We start from the raw sequence: 19510 nt of genomic DNA on the forward strand, positions 1-19510 counted from the left end.
TTGCCCCTTTGAATCTGTTTATCTAAAGGGGTGTTTTTATAGTGAAAAGAAGATCTGAACTGAAAGGCGGATTATCCAAGGATAGATATCAATTTGTGAAGGATTGTACTTAAACTACCATGAAAATAGACTTCTGGAATTTAGGGGAAAAGGCGATACTTAAGAAGACGCAGCTCATTGTTTTTTAAAAAAGGGGAGAGCGCCTAATTTACTGATTTATTGTAGGTAAGTGGACTGGATTAAGATGCTTCAGGTTCTTGTAATGTAACTGTGTATCCTAAACTTTCAAGTCTTCTTAGTGAATGCCGAAAAATAGATTGTTGTCTCTGTTTATCAAAGTAGTCTTCGCCTAAGTCTACATACATTTCTTTTCGAGTTAAGAGATAATAGGAGATACGTAACATGGCATGAGCGACTACTATTCCTGCTCGTTTCTTACCTTTTCGTGATGCTGCACGCCTATACAGTGCTCCGAGATAGTTTTTAGATCCTCTTACAGAATGAGCTGCTTCTGTTAATGCTGATCTCAAATACTTGTTTCCTTTTTTTGTTTTAGCCGATTTTCTTTTTCCCGCACTTTCGTTATGCCCGGGAACTAATCCTGCCCAAGAACACATATGAACTGCACTTGGAAACTGTTTCTTAATATCAGTCCCAATTTCAGATAAAATTTGCTCAGCCATTCTTGTAGCTATACCAGGAATAGAGTCTAATCGTTCCACATCTTCTTGATAGGAGCTTACTCTTTCCTCGACCTCTTGGTCGAGCATCTCGATTTGTTCTGTTAAAAAATCAATATGCTTTAAAATGGTTTTTAACATGAGGCGTTGATGCGAATTGATATAACCTTTAAGGGCGAGTTCTAGTTCATCTTTCTTCTTTTTCATTGTGGGTCGAGCAAAGTTTGCTAGTTTTTCAGGATCTTCTTCACCTTCGGCAATTGCGTTAAGCATGTCTCGAGCTGAAACACCCATAACGTCTGAAACGACAGAGCCTAGCTTAATATTTGCGCCCTCTAGCACTTTTTGGATTCGATTATGTTGTCTAGCACGTTCTTCAATGATACTTCTACGGTACCGAACTAGTTCACGTAGTTCCCGTTGATTTCGGTCTGGAATGTAACTAGCTTTTAGAAGTCCATGACGAAGAAGTTTGGCAATCCATTCTGCATCTTTAACATCTGTTTTACGCCCTGGCACTGCTTTCATATGTTGAGCATTCACAACCAAAAATTCAATCTCTACAGCTTCTAATAAATTAACAATAGGTTTCCAATATACACTGGTACTCTCCATGGCAACATGAGTACAGTTATTCTTTTTAATCCAATCCACTAACTGTATTAGAAAAACAGTTTTTGTTGAAAACGTTTGAATCTCCTTTCCTTCTGGTGTCATAATACATGCAGTAATATTGTCCTTATGGACATCCATACCACATGCTCTTTCAATGACTACTTCCATTGAAAACATCCTTTCTACGGCTCTCAATACAATTGGAGGCTGGTGCAAAAACCAGAATAGGATTAATCTACCATGTGTGCTTCCCGTAAGGGAGCGACAGTCAGTGGTGCACCTTGGTCGTTGGAGTCAGACTAACGGATGGGCTCTAACGCACCATAGTTCATCGACCTTCCTCTCCCACAGCCGTAGAATCAGTATTGACCGTTCTGAACCATTTTCATTCTCTGTGGTGAAGCGCTGATTTTTGCGCTTCATGGATGGCTAACGGGCGCGATTGTGGAACAACATAGGTAGAAATGATCAAACTTTTTTATAAAAACCAAACTTAAATCTGCTGGAGAAGAATCCATTTTGATCAATCTTTTTTCAAAATGGATTCTTTTTATTTATCGTAAAACTTGGGATTGCGAGGTATTTTTGAACAAACTTTATTAAGCTACAAAAAGTTAAGTCTTCGGGATCTGAATGCGTTGAATGAATATGATAGCTTTAACATATACAAGAGGTCGAGGTGGAGCGATTAGGAGGAAGTGAGATGACATGGCAAAGGAAAAATATGAAGAGTGACTAACTGATAAAGGACTGCTGCTGATTGAAGGCTGGGCAAGAGATGGATTAACAGATGAACAGATAGCTCATAACATAGGGATTGCTATTAAAACCCTATACAACGGAAAAAAGACCATTTACCGATTTTACAGGCATTTAAAAAGGGGAAAGAGGTAATTAATCGCCAGGTAAAGAATACATTGCTCAAACGTGCGCTTGGTTATCAATACACAGAAGTAACAGAGGAAGAGTCAGAAGATGGATTCAAAAGGAAAGTAGTTGTTCCAGATACTACAGCGCAAATCTTCGGGTTAAAGAATCGTAAGCCTGCTGAATGGCGTGATAAACAGGAATTAAACCAAAGTGGCAATACTACCCACAGCATCAAAACTCAATCCAATTCAGCAAATTGTAGGGGAAGTATTTTCTATTTTTTCACACAATCAACACATGCAGAATTATACTACTCTAAACAATTAAAAATGGATGTCTAGAAATACTTAATCAATGAGAACAACTATGAAATTTTTTAATGATCCTAAAAAAAAAGAAATATTAAAATAAGTACTATGTGCAATTATAACAATAACTATTGAAAGTTTCCGACCAGAAGCTGATAAAGATGATAAAGGCAAAAAAAAAACAAAGCTAAAACCGATTCCTTTTTAAACTATTCTCGTAATTCCGTCATTGCTGCCATAACTTAATCTAATCTTGTTCTAATATATGAAAGGATAACTTAGCTAATTGAAACTAGAACCTATCGGTATTCCCTAAGGAGAATATGGGATTCAAAAAAAGATGACTCTGATTTATTTTAAGCAGACGATCCAAAAATGCACTTGACGAAGGAATCGGATAAACAGACTTTTTGTCAATATTTCTTTTAAAGTATAGGGTAAACACCCTCACTAATAAATGTAGAATTAAAAGGGATTAAGTTCCAAAAGGGGGGGCGACGTTTTGATGAAAGCAAAAGACCTTAAAGCTAAATATCAACCTATTGTTGACATTCAATGTGGTGAAATCATAGGTTTTGAAGCAACCATTCTAGGTGTTCTAGAGAATGATAAAACAATAGGATACGAAGCTTTAAGAGAAGCTAACGGATATGATGATTTAGATTTTAAGGCCAGAGATAAAGCACTGAACGAGTTCAAAATAGAAGAGTATAAACTGTTTGTTAACTCGTCTCCTAAAGAAATGTCTAAACCTTTATTTTACGAAGATATAGATCTTTCTAACGTTGTTTGGAAATCACAGAAGAATCTTCTATTACGGACGGAAAAAGAATAAAGAACAGAATAAACAAATTAAAAAGCAACGGTTTAAAAATAGCTTTAGATGATTTCGGCTCCAAACATCAGAATCACGATAAATTAGATGAATTTGAACCAGAATTTATTAAATTAGATAAATCAATAATAAAAAATCAAAAGCCAGAAGTCCTCGAACGGTTTACACCATTCATCAAGGACTATAAGGTGATTGTAGAGGGTAGAAACACAAGAACAACTGATAGTTTTGTAAGCTTAGGTTTCCAATATGTACAAGGATATTATATATGTAAACCGCTAGATATAAAAATCATAATGGAACACATTATTAACAACGTGTTAAGAAAAAAATTGACAAGATATTAAACCAGTGACCAATTCATAATTATTCGAGGTTAAATTATACAATCTGAAACCCGCTGCTTGATGCAGCGGGTTTTTATGGTCTCTATAACTACCTACATTGTGAGGTGAAAGTAAGGGCAAAATAGCAAAAGGACATTATATATGACGTGTGAAATGGTACACGTCATTTTCAAGGGAAACTTTTTCGCCTTTCGTGAAGTCGGGGTCCTCAAATTTGTCTCGCCAAAACAAAATTTGGTGTTCTAAGGGCAACCTCTCGTCAATGCAGAAAACGAAATTTGTAATTGTACTAAGATATTCTTGAACAAGAGGTATACTAAGATTTAAGGCAGGCTGTAATTTAGGTTGTTGATTCCTATTATCTCTAGATACAGAAGTATGAATAATTCCATTACGTGTATTATTTATCTTCCTATATTCCTTGTACAACTTGTTTATGTGTTTATTGCTTTTGATCTTAGGGAATACTTCAAAAATTAAATTCTTTATTATTTCTGTGTCCTGAATGTACTCCCTGTCTTCTTTGTCATACAACGCCTTAACCTTTGGGTTGTCTTCAAATATTCTCAGCTGCTTAAAGTCATAAAAGAGAAAGTAAAGGTAAGATTCAGCAAAAGTAATAGCTGAGACAACGCAATTTCTTAAAAGGGTCGTCAGGGTAGATCTAAATTCAAAAGTACTATCTAATTCAGCATATCCTCTGCTATTAGAGGCTTTATTATGACATTCATCTATTATATTCTTCTGTTCCATCGAAAGATTCCATAAGTTTATCATATCAGTATATGTAATAAACTCAGGTTGTGTAAGTATTAGTCCTTCATATATAGAGAAGTCTAGCCAATGGTGTGGCTTAACGGGAACCCCTTGTTTTTCAAAATGGGGGACTATTTCAATTATCTCTTCTAGTTCAGAAGCTAAAAACATTGTTTTTCCTTTCTTGACATCTTCTAATTTCTCTCTGAAAAATAAAAATACCCTATCTATTGTTGCATCTTCATACGGACATTTGAAGTGTCTTGCTGCAAAGACGTCCTGAACTTGCTTCTTGACTCGTTCTAAACTGTACTTTCTTGTTACATCAATAGGGTTTTTCAGTATGTCACGGGTGATACGAATGTTCTCGATTTGTCCTTGTTCCAATTGTTCACCATTTATGAGGTTAAGAAAGATAGAACCTACGACATATTTGTATAGTTTTTTAGGTTCACCACTTAAATTACGAATCGTTGCTGACTTAGTTATAAATGTAAGCATATCTAATGAGTCAACCAAGATATTTTTGCCTCCCTTAGTAATATTATTTTTGCTTTCTCGAACATATTGTCGCTTATGATTCAGCTGGGACATTAAAAATCATAGTATCATATGAAAATACGTTTTTCCTACAACAAAAGATGAAGTCGTTTTAAACGCCTCCCATATATTTCAGCTTTTATTATGTTAACAGAAATCAATTATAATAGGGAATGATTAGTAATTAGATGAGGAAGTGCACAAGGTGATTGCAATTGCACCAACTGATTTAAATTGGTTTACAATGCTGAGTTCAAAAAATACACCAAGTATGGTTAATTTCTTGATCACACGCTTAAATTCTTTTTTATTTTTAATAGTTTTACCTAGAAATGAACTAATTGGATCAGTAAAAACAGAGGAAGAGATTGGTTGTTAATGAGAAAAGATAAATGCCTAACAAGGACAAAGTTTGGACGGATAAAATAGTTTTAGGAATAAAGGCTTGAAAACGTTGATATTCTTTAATTAAAGAAGAATAAAAGCTACAATAGTTCGAAATATTAAAAAAATACCAGAGTAATTTGATAAGAGGGAAATAGGCCTTAGAGGGCTAATAGTTGGCGACACAGTGGGGACGAGATGGCAACATTAAATTACTTTAACACTAATTATGTAAGTGATAACCTACGGTAAAATAGAGTTTAAAACTGTTATAAAACGATTTCGCTACCTTGACAGGGCAGGGGTAGTGGGTTCGAATCCCTCACAGGTCATCTTACAGTTAAACCCCTTGCTATGACTGGTTTTTGAGCATTCCCCTAACTTTTTACAGTATGCAATACCTGCGCAATAATAGAGGTAGAGGATTTAAAGGATCTTTTATTACACAATTTCACTAGTTTACATAACGTTTATTATAGTCACTTTGTAAAGAATTCTTAGCAATTATTACAGGTATAAAGCCTTACTTTGTGACAGAAGCATAGATGGTATCTAATCCAATGTTTTCATTTCTACATACATTCAAAAAAGAGAAGACTCGAAGATCTTCTCCTTTTTCATTTAATCCTTTTCACGATAATTGGTTCCTTCTCTCTCCCATCAGTTTCGTAGCTTTTAGCCTTCTCCTGCTCAGGGGTAGTTTAGTGGGCAGCTCTTGTGGTGAGATGAGAACACCAATCCGATTCCTGCCAACAAACGAACAGGTGCCTAGGAAATCTAACGCAGCACAGAAACCCTCGGATAGATATCCGGAGAAACAGCGTTGCGAGGCTGACCAACACTCTCTCCTCAAAAAGACAAATCCAAGAACAAAGTAACGATTCCTCGTTCAGCCATTTTAGTGGCATACAGATTCGCACTTTGACATTACCATTCTGGATATTGCAGACAGAGCAAATGTAATCGAGGAACCATCTATCTTCATTACTTAGAATACTTTCGTAGTCAGTTCCTTAAGTTTAATATCGAAGAGTTCAAGAAAGATGTGGACTTAACAAAATTACGATTAAAGTGAAGATGTCCTTGTTCATTTTGTTGCAAATGCTTTTGTTCTCTAGGTATGTCCTTTTTGATCAATAGTTTATTTTATACCTGAATAATAAAAAGAAAGAAAATGTTTAAGAAGAGCTCTAAATTATTTTAATATTTAAAATATAGTTTTTGGTAACTAACCCTCGAAATGGTAAAAATGTAATTACATAAAATTTCTTATAATGGTACTATTTATTTAGTTAATATTATTATAATAAACCAAAGGGATGGTTTTTTTATGCCAATCAATAGCCTTAAAAGTTTAATCAGTGAATTAGTGCCTATAATTCTATGAAAATTGAGTACACCTTGGTCCGAAATTGATTTAATTTTGAAGCATGCATTAAACTTGTGATTATTACAATAAATGAAGAATGGAAATACTTAACCTGGAATTGGAAGTCTTAAGCAAGGTCCTTCTCAAAATAATCTAAAAATGGGGGAATTAGTATGATTCTTAAACAGTTGACTGTTGAGAATTTTAGGAATTTTGAAAATGTGGATATAGATTTAACTAACCGTAATATTGTATTTGGACTAAATGATATAGGTAAGAGTAATTTTCTATCTGCTATACGGTTTTTACTAGATAGAAACTTTAGGAGAAATGGTTTCATGGATTCAGATTTCTACAATAAAGATACAAATAGAGAAATTGTAATTACTCTTAAGATTGGGATTGCTGATGATGAAGAAAATGATGATAACAAGAAAATTTATACGATGATGAGTGGTGCTATTTCTTCAGGTGCTGAAGAAATCTACATTCAACTTAAATCATTGTATGATGGTGAAGCTCTTATGGGACAACCGAATCTCTTTTGGGGTGTTGATTTAGAAAATTTGGAGGAAATCCCAAGCAGTCAATCGTTTTTTGAATTAGATAAATACTTTAATGTAGTTTACATAGACTCATCCATAAAACTAGAGGATACATTCAAGAGATATTCGAAAGAAATTTTAAAGGGTGAGTCAAGTATAAATGAGGATGAAAGAAAAGTACTTAGCACTCATATTAAGAATCTAAATAAAAGTGTAGGTAAGTTGAGCACAATTAAGGCATTTGAAAAGGAACTGATAGATGAGTATAAAAAATTCAAAGATGACAAGAACTTCAATGTTTCAATTCGATCTGAGATTGAATTAAGCAATATTCATAGTAAACTTACACCTTATATACTAGATGATAAACTTGAAAACTATCCAACTTCCGGTGATGGTCGAAAAAAAATTCTTGCTTACACACTACTTACGCTTGAGAACCGTAGATTAGAGGAAAGGAAAATTAACATATTCCTGATTGAAGAATTAGAGAATCATTTACATAGGTCAATGCAGATTGCATTGTCGTATCAGATTTTTTCTGATGATATATTTAAGTACTTATTCATGACAACACATTCATCATTAATTGTAAGTCAGATGGATGATGTTAACCTAATCAAGTTATTCAGGGAGAATACAGTGGTGGGGAAATCTTTCATATATAGAGTACCTGAAAATTATAAAACATTGAAACAAAAACTAAATCAAAATTTAGCGGAAGCAATCTATGCAGATGTAGTTTTGCTTGTTGAGGGACCATCAGAGAAGATACTGTTTGAACGAATACTAAAAGATAAGTGTGAACGCTATGAGAGTTTTGGTGGTTATATGCTTGAAGTAGATGGTATCAACTTTAAAGAATATTATGAGGTATTAACTGCACTTGGTATTAAAGTGCTAGTTAAAACTGATAATGACCTCAAGAAAGTAAAAGGAAAAACAGAGTGTAATCTTTTAGGTGTAAACAGATGTCAAAGACTTATAGGTAGAAGGGAAATAATAAATCTAAGCGATATTGACCCTATAAGATATGAAAAAGATTCTAATTACATAGTTGAAAGGAAGAAATTTGTCTTTAGTAAGTTACCTACAACAATCAAGAGATTAAAAGACAACAATATTTATTTATCCAGGGTTGATCTGGAAAATGATTTGTATGAAGTTATTCCTGGGATTATGGACAAATTAGCTAGGGAAAAAAATAGTGCAAAAAATGGTATTGATTATTTGCAAAGTGCGAAACTGATTAACATGATCGAATTATGTACGAGTATTAGTAAACACGGAATAGACAAGATTTATAAACATGAGAGATTCGAGTGTCTGAAAGAGTTGGTGGATTTATGTTGCCGGTAGATATTGATATTAGGGATGAGATCCTCACTACAAAAGGTAATATTGTAATAAGTGCTAGTGCGGGAACAGGGAAAACATACACTACTATACAAAGAATTATCAAAGATGCAGAGGAGAGTAATAACTATCAATCATTTGCAGCTGTTACTTTCACACGAAAAGCAGCGAAGGAGATTATAAATCGACTAGGTCCAAATAAGGGCGAAGGGTTTGTAGGAACAAATGATAATTTTATTTGGTTAGAGATTATTCAACCATTCATGTATGATGTCTATGGTATGGATTTCAGGAGAGAAATCAAACCAGACTTCAATGATGATAATCAAATTAGTTCTTTTGATCAAGGAATAGAGAAGATTAGGAAGACGCAATTGATGTGTAAATATCGTAATATAAAGAAAAATTTTGCCTTCCAGTTGGCACTAGAAATTTTAAAGAATTCTCATTCTGCTAGAAGATATATGAAAGCAAAGTATTATCGAATTTATATTGACGAGTATCAAGATAGTGACGTAGATATGCACAACTTCTTTATGTATCTATGCGATGAACTAGATATTCCGTTATTTATTGTAGGGGATTCTAAACAGTCGATATATGGTTGGAGAGGTGCTTATAGTAGTGGGTTTACTGGATTATTTACTAAACAAACCTTCAAGAAATTTGAATTATGGCATAACTTCAGGTCAAACAAAGTTATTCAAAATTACTCAAATATATTCATGAAGAGTGTGAGAAAACATTATCAACAGACTGAATTTAACAATGAAGTGATTGCTTTTAAGTACAGTATTGATAGTGAAGCTATCCAATATATAAATGAATGGATTGATGTAAGTAAAAAATGTGCCTTTTTAAACTTTAGTAACTATAACGCAGAGACGTGGAGTGAACGATTAATAAACATTGGTATTCCGTTCGTCTTTATTCCTGGCTCGCCTTTGGATTATACTAATCTTGAAAGTGAACACATTTGGCTAGCAAGAGCTATAGCTCATTATTCATTACAGCATCGATATAGTGAGTATGATTTTAGGGATGAAATACCGATGCCAGAAGCTTACAGGATTTCTGATATAAAGAGCATGCTAAAAGGAATTAAGGAATCACAGCATGACTGTAACCTATATGAAGAAAATTGTTTTAAATTGTACGAGTTCCTCGGTTATAGTGAATACTTGGATAAAATTAAGAAGGAGATAGGTAAATTATTTGAAGTAGTGAATGATGAGAAATATATACCCACTTACAATCAAGACCGTTACAAATTAACTTCTGGTACAATCCATTCATCTAAGGGACTTGAGTTTGATCAGGTAATCTTAAATGCCCAAGACTATGACATGTCAAGAGATGGTATGAACTTTTTGCATTACGTTGCAATTTCTAGACCAGAAGAAAGGTTATTAATAATTGCTCAAAATGGCTTTATGGACAGATATAAAGGCTATATTAATAATGTAATTTCAAAAACACAGAACTTAGGAATTGAAATTGAGGTGGCAAAAGTCATTAAGATTATAGATTAATAATAATGATTGAATTGAAATCACAATTTTAATCCTCAATTAGGCGCTTTCCTTTTAAAAGAATAGTTCCTGTAGAAAAGTACATTTCTCCTGCAAACATTCATTCAGGACAAAAGAAAAAGCAAGTATCTCTCATTGTTAATCATATTTATTATTGGAGCAAAAAATTCATGTGATGCTGAAGAAAGCTGAAGAGTACCAAAGATATGAGAGAAAACCAGGGAAAATAACATGCGTTTTAGTCTTTTTTACGGTCCTTAAGAGATAGATGGTTTAATTATAAGTCTTTGCTATTATAGCTTAGCAGCAGGTACTTTTATTGAACTTACGGATGTGATTTTACAAAATCAGGGGTTGCCCAAATAGGTGGTTTCTTCTCTTTTAAAAGTAGAGGTTTTCTACTACCGGAGACTTACTGGTAACCTCCCTATTTTTTTGTCTGTCTGTATCCATCTCCAAAATATTAAAAAATTCACAGAAAAAAAGATTAGGGGAATACAAATGAGTGATTTGAGAGTATGGTATGATTCATTACCGTCAGAAGGAAAAAGTGCTTTTAAGTTAGTATTGATAGTTATCGGGCTACTACTGGCTGGATTCTTTAATTTATTCGAACCGAAGTTTATAGCCCCATTTTCATTTTTGGTTATCGCTTTAGCGAGTGTAGTTTTTACTTTTTATAGACCAAGTACTTATGGAGGAATATTAACGACTATATTAATAGTGATAGTGGTATTAGGGCTTATCTTTCTCGTTGATAAAGGTAATGATGACGTAATCTCAATGTGGGCTAACACTCTCTCATTGTGGGGGGTTGCTGTAACGCTATTAGTGATTATTGTGAAAAAAGCCAAAACAGATACTAAGATACAAGATGACGAACAATTTCATTCCGTAGATGTTAAAAACAGGTTGAAAGAATGGATAAACTCAGGAACTTGGAAGGATATGGACCGTTCTAAAGCAAAGGAAATGAGGAAAATGCTCTACAAATTAAGAATACCGGAATATGAATTTGAGCCTAAAAATCCGCAAGACAAATTAACAGACAAAGAGAAAAAGGAACTAGATGAATTTTGAAAATTCAAATCACAGTCACTGATAAGCCTAGTGGTTGCAATGGCACTCCTTAGTTAGGTGGACCAGGTAACACACGATCAGGGATGTTAGTTCTGATCCACATAAAAATTATTGAATCAGGCATGATTGAGAAAGTTGAGGGTGATGGTGTTATTACGATGCGTTCCTCGAATATCAATTTGGTTCGGCTTATAATGACGGAAAAAGCACATTCTCTTGGAAGAAATATTCAACTGTCTGCCTGTATAAACAGGGAGCAGGAGAAAACAAGTATATACCTTACCCCTAAGTTTGTATTGGCTTCAGGAGAAAGTTTCTAGCTCCCTGTATTATTTGATAAGGGTTGGCCGAAAGGTGACTAATAATAGCAGTGCTCAAATGGACGACATAGTTTAATAAGACATCAAAAGTTTAAGACATATCTATCCCCTTTAAACAAGCAAGGGGATAGATATGCCTATTTAGCCTTTTTTTTTCTTTTGGTTTGGCTCTGTTCTTAACAATTGTTGTTTTCTACACCTTGTCTTATTCAACTAACAGGTGCCTTAGCTTATGAGTAAGACACTACTCTAACTCAAAACCTAAGGAGAAACCCTAATATGAAGTTTATAATGCAAGATAAAGCAATATATAAGGGTTTAAAAAGGAAGTAAGGGGATACAATGCAGAGTCAAGGCGACTCCCTATAACTTTTTGTACTTTCTTGTAGTGCCAAAACTTCGAAAATGAGCAGCCATTAAGGAGATTGTAATACTCCTGAGTGAGTATGAGCATTTGAAAAAAAATAAACATAGACTAACAGATAGCTATTACGATTTGAAATGAAAATTTTTCAAAAACCTTGATAAAAAGGGGTGTGAAAATAGATACGATTCCCCCCTAAGAGAACCCACTATTGGTTATCGGTGCTTCAAATTTATTTACGGGGAATTAATTTTTTTTCTAAGTCTTAGAAAATTTTCATATTTATCTCTCATTTCAGGACTTTCATCATATCCCCATTCTTGGTATCTCGTAATAGCTATACCTAAAGCAATAACTAAGGATTTCACATCTTCTAATTCTAAATCTTCGAGCGTTGCATTTCGAAAGTTACCATATTCATCTCTAGTAGTATGTTTTTTCACTGAATACTCTCTCCTTTAGAATGGGTAAGGAATTCTATTTTTCTCTTAAAAGATGCACCTTCTAGAAATTTTATTAACATTTTTTTCTATACCCATCTAAAAAAGAATTTAAAACATTATTGTTCTACTATAAAATTTACTAAGGAAAAATAACGAGGTCTTGAAGAGTTCTGTTAAATGGAGAAAGAGAATAAACAATGAAGAATCTTTTGAAGTTTTCAATAGAGATTGTTATTTAGGGAATCTACGGCCAGCAACAATCGAATATTATAAGATTGAATTTATAGCAGCTATTAAAAATTAATACTAGACTACGTGCTCTGAATAATATAAGACGGAGGAAGAATTGCTCGTGGTGATTGAAGAACAGCTAGATAAGTTTATAGAGCTCTTCCATCAAGATCTGCTCGATGAAACAATTTCCGGGAGATTTACATAAGAGTAGGTTTTTTCGAGGTCCTCATTGTGAGGGCTTTTTTTTGTTGCAAATATAAACACCCAATTAATTCTAGGTATTTTGGGTTTAATGAGCGTATATTGTATTAGATGCGCTTCAAAAGGATTATTTTAAAAATAAGCCCATTTTACTAGGTTGGTTTGATATACTAGAAATGGAAAAATTGAGAGGGTCATTTTAATTAGTAGGGAAGTGTAAAAAATGCTCTGGAAAATGTACTTTTGGCTAATTATAGCTATATCGATAGCTTCAATGTTTGTAGAAGCGGTTCATGGTCCGGTGATAGAAACTACGGATACTGTTATCAGTATTATTTCCACAATTGGATTTTTTGGTTATGTATATAACAAAGAATTGTTATCAAAGTCATTCTGGAAATTCATATTTATAATTACTGTAATTGAAGTGCTTGCATACACAATGTTGGATGTGCTTAATGATCCAGAACTTGGAGTAGGGGGAATGATTTTCGTTACAGCTTTCACACTTATCATTATGTATCCTTTCTTTCTAGGTTTATATAGATATGGATTCCGTAAGCAAAATTTAGCTTAGTGACTTCATAATAGCAGGTGCATTTGTTTAAATAAGGCATTAAAAAAGGAGAAAATACAATATGTTAACAGTCGATAATTATATTGATTCTATTAAAGCTAACCTTGAGAAACATTCAGATTTGTTAGTAGGTAACCTTAAAAATATCATTACATACAACTATTTTTCTGAAATAGATTTGTTGGATTTTACCGCATTTATTGAGCCTACAAATTTTGAAATTTCAATAAGGATGTTCTCTATGGATAGAGAAGCTAACGAAGTTTTCTATGAAGGTAATGACACAACTGTTTTTGCAGGTAGTGTTGATGTAATTCCTGATGTAACATACTATCAGTTAATCGACAATTCATTGGATAATTTTGTTGATAATTTTTACGAAGAAAACTATCCAGAAATATACGAGTTAGAACAAAAAGCGTTTACAGATTGGTTTGGTCAATGTTGGAAAAAATCAGGTGGGGATATATTGAATTTACCATCGTTCTTGGTTTTCCACGACGATACTAAATCATATGAGTTAAAAAATAATCAATGGATTGATGATGAAGAAAAATGGTCATAAAAAACGATGAAGAATGCCTATATATAGGCATTCTTTTTTAGTATCCAAATATCAACATTAACGATTAATATAACTTATATTTAAACATCTCAAATTTGCAACTGCTTTTAATTTGTCTTCGCGACGAGCGCCTAAAACAATTTTAGGTTTTTTTTCGCCAAGTATTTTGCAGTTACTTCTCCAATTCCTGATGAAGCGCCAGTGATTAAAACTAATAAGCCTATTCGAGATCACTCTCGAGTAGGCTTATTTATTATTACAAGCAACACCTTTACTTATGGTTCCCGTAATGAATCTAAATGATATTTTTATTTTTCATTGATCAAACTATCAATTAAACAATTCTTGTTTGATACCCTTTTGTTTATTTTTCGGAGGGGTAAGCTCTTTAGGAATTAGGGAGGTATACGTTTCCCCATCGAGTCTTTCAGCTAACTCTTTTTTAGCATTATCAAGTAATTCTGGGTTTTCAAGAGCCGAAATAGCCGTACATGCCATTGCTTTTCCAGCTAATAACATGGCATCATGGGCGTAGCTTTCTTTACCTTGTGCGACAGCCTGCCAAGTATGAAAGGGTGTTCCAAACGCCCAGGTGGAAGTAACACATTGTGCAGTTGGAACATTCCAGCTAACATCGGCAACATCTGTAGACCCCCCCATAAATGTTTCTTTTTCAGAAAAAGGAACGATAAATTCGGCAATAGGTCGTTCTGCTAATTGAGAAGCTCCTTGTTTCCCAACTTGTAAAGCTGCCGCACGCTTCTCCTCGTCAGTCAACGATTCATAGATTGTTTTTGCATAGTTTATATCCTGTTCAGTAGCAAGAGGAGCTCCTATTTCCTGCATATATTGGTGCATCACTTTTTCAAGGGTCATATTAGGGATTAAATTATGGCAGGAACCTTGAATTTCGAAATCAACCTTCGTTTGCGTCATAAGTGCCGCACCGCGGGAACAGTTAACTACCCTGTCATAAAGCTCTTTTACTTGATCTGGTTTCGGTGCACGGATTAAGTATGTTACTTCGGCCTCAGCCTGAACAACGTTTGGAGCCAATCCTCCTGTATTGGTTACAGCATAATGAATTCGAGCTTCATCAATCATGTGTTCCCTCAAATAATTGACTCCAACATTCATAAGTTCGACTGCATCTAAGGCACTTCTTCCTAAATGTGGTGATGCAGCGGCATGGGCACTTCTCCCTTTAAATTTAAAGTGTGCATGGATGACAGCATTGGCAGTGGAGTTCATTACAGCATTCATTGTTGAAGGATGCCATGAGAAGGCAGCATCAACATCTTTAAAAAGACCGTCTCTTGCCATAAAGGTTTTCCCGTATCCACTTTCTTCTGCTGGACAGCCAAAATATTTTACTGTTCCACCAAGCTTATTTTCCATCAAATAATCCTTAACCGCAATAGCTGCCGCTAAGGAACCTACGCCCAGCAAATTATGTCCACAGCCATGGCCATTTCCATTTTTAATAATGGGCTCAGATATACCGCTGCGTGCTTGTTGACTTAGCCCTGCCAAGGCATCATATTCCCCGAGAATCGCAATGACCGGATGACCAGATCCATATGAGGCAACAAAACCTGTTTCAAGACTAGCTATTCCCTTTTTTACGGTAAACCCTTCCTTTTCCATTGCCTCGCTAAGCAAATCAGCTGAACGGAATTCCTCAAATCTGGTTTCTGCAAACTCCCATATTTGATCACTTAGCTGTGTAAACAAGGTGCGTTTATTATCGATTAAATTTGTAATTTTTTCTGATAGAGTAGTCAATTTTTCCATCTCCTAAATTGCGTTATTTTTGAAAGAAGGAACCTCTTTCTTAGTGCGAATTAAAAATAAAGATCCCGCACACAATAGAGCAAACATAATCAGCATAATAAAAGCAACTGTATAAGAACCGTCAAAAGCATCGACTAAAAATCCTATTAACATCGGAGTAAGAACCCCAGCGAATTGGGCTCCGGTATTAATGAACCCATTTGCAGTACCTACAACCTCTTCAGACAGCATTTTTAATGGAGCTGAGATGATCAGAATAATATTAAACGACATGAATACAGTAACAACACTTTGATAGACAGCAAACATTGCTATATTTGGTGCATAAGCCATTAAATATAGAAAAACCGCCGTTAATACTGCAAATACAGCTGCAATTACCTTATCTTTCCCTTCAGGTAATTTATCCAAAATATAGCCGCTTACAATCATCGCAATAATTCCTGCAAACGCTGGAATAGCTGAAATATACCCGACTGATGTTAAGTCGAGATTGCGTTCCGCTACTAAATAAGTTGGCATCCACGCCATTAATCCCCATTGCACTGCATAAATGGCAAAATAGGCTATGAACAAATTCCAGATAATCGGAGTTTTTAAAACTTCTCTTAAAGGCGCTTTATTTTTTAAATGGTTTTCGCTTTTTCCTACAGTTGAATCTTTCCGCTCTTTTATAAAAAATACATAGAGGAAGGCAAATATAATACCAATGGCACCCGCAATATAAAAGATTGTTCTCCAACCGATACTTTGCATGGACTGGGTACCTATTATTGGTGTTATTACCCCCATAATCGTCCCAGAAGTGAGCATGAAGGACATGGCACGGCTACGTTCATTTTGTGGAAACCAGCTCGCAATACCTTTTGACGCAGATGGAAAAAAGCTGCCTTCTCCAAGTCCAAAAAGAAATCGAATGAGGATTAAGGACATGAAGGACCACGCCATTCCCGACAAAATCGTGAAGACGGACCAAGCAAAAACAGCCATGATAATGATTTTTCGGAAACCAAACCGATCTGCGAGCCACCCACCGGGAATTTGCATTAAGGCATAGCCTGCAAAAAAGCTGCTTAAAACAATTCCAGTCTGGGAGGCACTTAAATGTAGATCCTCTGAAATACCTAAAATCGCATAATTCATAAAAAATCGATCAAAGTTTCCAATTGACCATCCTAAAAATAGCAAGATGATAATGACATACTTCCAGTTCTGCGACAATTTAGATACCATATAATTCCTCCTGGCGAAATTAGTTGAATTCTGTATAATTATAAAAAAATCTAACTATTCAAACAATGTTTGGTTCTATATAATAATTACATAAGCTATGTGGAGGTCTACATATTCCTATGGAGGTTGTATAAAGTGGAAACATTGATGAAAATCAAACAATTTTTAGTGGGTGACTGTTGCTTTTCACATTTTCAGCTGTGGCAAAGCCTAAATGGATTAGATTTTTCACTTGTTATATCTCATCATTTTGACAAAGAAACACCCATACCAGAAAGATTTTTCAATGAAAAAATTCGCACCCATGAAAATTACACCGATATTTACTATCATTATGTCAATCATACAACCATTGTCCTTAGGCTCAGCAAATCATCCGTATTAAAAATCGAAAGCAAGCAAAAACTTAAAACGATAATCGATTTACATTACTTGCAAGTAATGCTAGATAGAGAAAAATATATTAGGAACAAAATGATGGAGAGCATCCGTGATATATCCGTACACGAAGATTTAGATGATTTGCTAAAAAAAATATTAGAAAATGCCTTATCTGTTATACCTGTAGCTAATATGGGAGTTTTATGGATATACGAACCAAGCTTAGAGGTGCTTTTTCCTAAAGCATGGACAGGCGGTCCTAATGAAGAAATTGGAAAAATGAGAATGAGGGTTGGGGAGGGAATTATCGGAAAAACCTTTAAAGATAATAAATCTTTTATTCTTACAAATATAGAGGGAATTCTCTCAGAATCCTCTAATATTTCACCAGGTAATCTTTTTCATTTGTATAACTCTGTCCAATTTGACGATTTACAATCCATTATTTCAGTTCCAATAAAGGTTGAAGAGAGTACTTTATGTGTATTGATCGTCTACCAAAATGGTGCTTATCCTCTTTTAACGAAAGATGATCAACAACTGTTAGAAAGTTTTTCCGATCAGGTTTCTATTGTTTTAAGAAATTCGAAGCTATACCAAAATCTAAAAAAACAAAATGACCTTTTAATTCAACGAGATACCATACACAATTCTTTAATAAAACTATCTCTTCAAAGTAAAGGTTTACAAAAAATCGCAATTGAAATAAAAAAGATGATAAACCATCCATTAATGATAGTAGACTTAACAGATGATCAATTATATTCAAGTCCAACCGCATGGAAAGTGGAGCTTCCTTCAGAACTGATAAAGTTAAATACAAAATTACCAACTCAATCTTTTTTTACTGAGTCTTATAATAGTCAGTCATTGTATATTCACCCTATTATTGCTATTGATGTTCCAATTGGAATAATGGCCGTAGAAATGGAGGAAGATGACCTTTTTCCTTTAAACAAAATGATTATTGAACAGGCAAGCTCAGTAATTGCATTAGAGATTATCAGAAAACAAACATTAGTGGATTCTTTTTATCAAAAAACAAATGATCTATTCAATGATTTTATTCAGAGCCAAGAATATAACCTGATACGAAAGAAGGCCAGTGAGCTTAGAATTAATGATCATCCCTATTATATGGCAATCGTAATTCATCTACATCCTCATGCAGATTTCCATTTTGTTAATATGCAAATGCACAAACTTATTGCCCAAATTAAAAAGCAGTTAGGAATATTTGTTTCAATCGTTTTTGGTTATGGAAATAAAGTGACGTTGGTATGTCAATTTAATAACTTTGCAGATCAAGATTATGTTAAAAGGAGATTAGCGCTTATTCATTCCAACTGGATTAATGTGCATGAAGAAACGCTAAAAATAGGGATAGGTACCTGCTATCCAAGTATGGATAATATAGCGAAAAGTTACTCCGAAGCGGATAAAGCCCTTTCCTTTCTAATCTCGAGACAGCTTAAAAGTATCGTTAATTATCAGGATATTGGCATAAATCATCTGTTTATTCACCAACCCATTGATGACTTGAACTCTTTTGTAAATGAAGTTTTTAATCCCCTCCAATCTGATAAAGACGGTACTTTGGATTTAGAACAAACCCTGCTTGCCTATATGGAGAACGACCGTCAAGCTACACAAACAGCCAAAAATTTGCATATCCATGTAAATACTTTATATCAAAGGCTAAAAAGGATCGAAGAAAAGCTTCAAATTTCCTTTTCGAATCCAGAAGACATTTTAAAAGTTCAACTTGCATGTTATTTAAGAAATTCAATCGTCTCACTAACCTGACTACCGCAATATTGCTATTAACAGTTTGTTAAGCTGCAGTTAAGAGAACTTTCGCTTTTGTAACAAACGGGGTAAAGTGTTCACTTGGATTATGGCTGGCAACAGTTTGCAGTCCTGCAAACTTCAATCATTGTAAAAACACTAATCTTTATATATGCGACAAATTGGAGCTCTATAAGATAGAACCTATATTTTAAAATGTTAAAATGTAAGTATAATTACATTATTCAGTTAATTTGTTTTTTACACTACCCCTGGTTGCTAGGGGACATTGGTTCTCGTCTACTAACGTAGCAAGGGACCAAGGAAACATTTTTAAAAATTCCGTACATGTGGAAAACCGTTTGTAAAAGGCTTTAATACCTTAAGGAGGAG

General features: G+C 34.3%; 15 protein-coding genes and 2 pseudogenes. 11 read left to right on the forward strand and 6 right to left on the reverse strand.

The window, feature by feature from the left end; translation table 11 throughout:
- Positions 1–239: 239 nt before the first annotated feature.
- The gene (locus ACJ9PY_RS09380; protein WP_411739858.1) at positions 240–1463 is read right to left on the reverse strand and encodes an IS110 family transposase; all 1224 of its coding nucleotides are present in this window, start codon (positions 1461–1463) and stop codon (positions 240–242) included.
- Positions 1464–2212: 749 nt separating this feature from the next.
- Between ACJ9PY_RS09380 and ACJ9PY_RS09385 the strand changes: the two genes are divergently transcribed.
- The 3 genes from ACJ9PY_RS09385 (at position 2213) to ACJ9PY_RS09395 (ending at position 3655) form a co-directional block, all read left to right on the forward strand.
- Positions 2213–2506, forward strand: coding sequence for a hypothetical protein (locus ACJ9PY_RS09385; RefSeq protein ID WP_411739859.1), 294 nt, complete (start codon positions 2213–2215; stop codon positions 2504–2506).
- A gap of 472 nt (positions 2507–2978) precedes the next feature.
- The gene (locus ACJ9PY_RS09390; protein WP_411740256.1) at positions 2979–3308 is read left to right on the forward strand and encodes an EAL domain-containing protein; all 330 of its coding nucleotides are present in this window, start codon (positions 2979–2981) and stop codon (positions 3306–3308) included.
- Entirely contained in the window at positions 3263–3655 is a 393-nt protein-coding gene (locus ACJ9PY_RS09395) for an EAL domain-containing protein (RefSeq protein WP_411739860.1), read from the forward strand. Before ACJ9PY_RS09390 ends, ACJ9PY_RS09395 begins: the two co-directional genes overlap by 46 nt.
- Before the next feature lie 135 nt (positions 3656–3790).
- On the opposite strand, the gene ACJ9PY_RS09400 is transcribed toward ACJ9PY_RS09395, so the two are convergent.
- Positions 3791–4930 carry a hypothetical protein gene (locus ACJ9PY_RS09400; RefSeq protein ID WP_411739861.1) on the reverse strand — a complete coding sequence of 380 codons (1140 nt, stop codon included), beginning with the start codon at positions 4928–4930 and terminating at the stop codon, positions 3791–3793.
- 226 nt (positions 4931–5156) lie between these two features.
- Here ACJ9PY_RS09400 and ACJ9PY_RS09405 point away from each other — a divergent pair, with 226 nt between their 5' ends.
- From ACJ9PY_RS09405 to ACJ9PY_RS09425, 5 genes and pseudogenes are all read left to right on the forward strand, one after another.
- Complete coding sequence (locus ACJ9PY_RS09405; RefSeq protein ID WP_411739862.1) at positions 5157–5330, forward strand: hypothetical protein; 174 nt, start codon at positions 5157–5159, stop codon at positions 5328–5330.
- Between the two features lie 913 nt (positions 5331–6243).
- Positions 6244–6447, forward strand: a pseudogene (locus tag ACJ9PY_RS09410) (TetR/AcrR family transcriptional regulator); the annotation flags it as partial.
- A gap of 430 nt (positions 6448–6877) precedes the next feature.
- Positions 6878–8608, forward strand: a complete 1731-nt coding sequence (locus ACJ9PY_RS09415; RefSeq protein WP_411739863.1) for an ATP-dependent nuclease — start codon at positions 6878–6880, stop codon at positions 8606–8608.
- Positions 8572–10137, forward strand: coding sequence for a UvrD-helicase domain-containing protein (locus ACJ9PY_RS09420; RefSeq protein ID WP_411739864.1), 1566 nt, complete (start codon positions 8572–8574; stop codon positions 10135–10137). Before ACJ9PY_RS09415 ends, ACJ9PY_RS09420 begins: the two co-directional genes overlap by 37 nt.
- A gap of 501 nt (positions 10138–10638) precedes the next feature.
- On the forward strand, positions 10639–11217 hold the full coding sequence (locus ACJ9PY_RS09425; protein WP_411739865.1) for a hypothetical protein: 579 nt from the start codon (positions 10639–10641) through the stop codon (positions 11215–11217).
- 920 nt (positions 11218–12137) lie between these two features.
- Here ACJ9PY_RS09425 and ACJ9PY_RS09430 read toward each other — a convergent pair.
- Positions 12138–12344, reverse strand: coding sequence for a hypothetical protein (locus ACJ9PY_RS09430; protein WP_411739866.1), 207 nt, complete (start codon positions 12342–12344; stop codon positions 12138–12140).
- A gap of 658 nt (positions 12345–13002) precedes the next feature.
- Here ACJ9PY_RS09430 and ACJ9PY_RS09435 point away from each other — a divergent pair.
- Positions 13003–13356: a hypothetical protein gene (locus ACJ9PY_RS09435; protein WP_411739867.1), complete on the forward strand. Its 354-nt coding sequence runs from the start codon at positions 13003–13005 to the stop codon at positions 13354–13356.
- A gap of 61 nt (positions 13357–13417) precedes the next feature.
- Positions 13418–13921 (forward strand): hypothetical protein, encoded by a 504-nt coding sequence (locus ACJ9PY_RS09440; protein ID WP_411739868.1) that lies wholly within the window; start codon positions 13418–13420, stop codon positions 13919–13921.
- A 105-nt stretch (positions 13922–14026) separates the two neighbouring features.
- Here the strand turns inward: ACJ9PY_RS09440 and ACJ9PY_RS09445 are convergent.
- The 3 genes and pseudogenes from ACJ9PY_RS09445 to ACJ9PY_RS09455 all read right to left on the reverse strand — a co-directional run.
- A pseudogene (locus ACJ9PY_RS09445) lies at positions 14027–14145 on the reverse strand (SDR family NAD(P)-dependent oxidoreductase); the annotation flags it as partial.
- Between the two features lie 106 nt (positions 14146–14251).
- Entirely contained in the window at positions 14252–15706 is a 1455-nt protein-coding gene (locus tag ACJ9PY_RS09450; RefSeq protein ID WP_411739869.1) for a M20 family metallopeptidase, read from the reverse strand.
- A 12-nt stretch (positions 15707–15718) separates the two neighbouring features.
- Positions 15719–16948: an MFS transporter gene (locus tag ACJ9PY_RS09455; protein ID WP_411739870.1), complete on the reverse strand. Its 1230-nt coding sequence runs from the start codon at positions 16946–16948 to the stop codon at positions 15719–15721.
- A 135-nt stretch (positions 16949–17083) separates the two neighbouring features.
- Here ACJ9PY_RS09455 and ACJ9PY_RS09460 point away from each other — a divergent pair, with 135 nt between their 5' ends.
- Entirely contained in the window at positions 17084–19135 is a 2052-nt protein-coding gene (locus tag ACJ9PY_RS09460) for a helix-turn-helix domain-containing protein (RefSeq protein ID WP_411739871.1), read from the forward strand.
- Positions 19136–19510: the final 375 nt, after the last annotated feature.

This window comes from Peribacillus sp. S4 (assembly GCF_046715815.1).
Classification (GTDB): domain Bacteria; phylum Bacillota; class Bacilli; order Bacillales; family DSM-1321; genus Peribacillus; species Peribacillus frigoritolerans.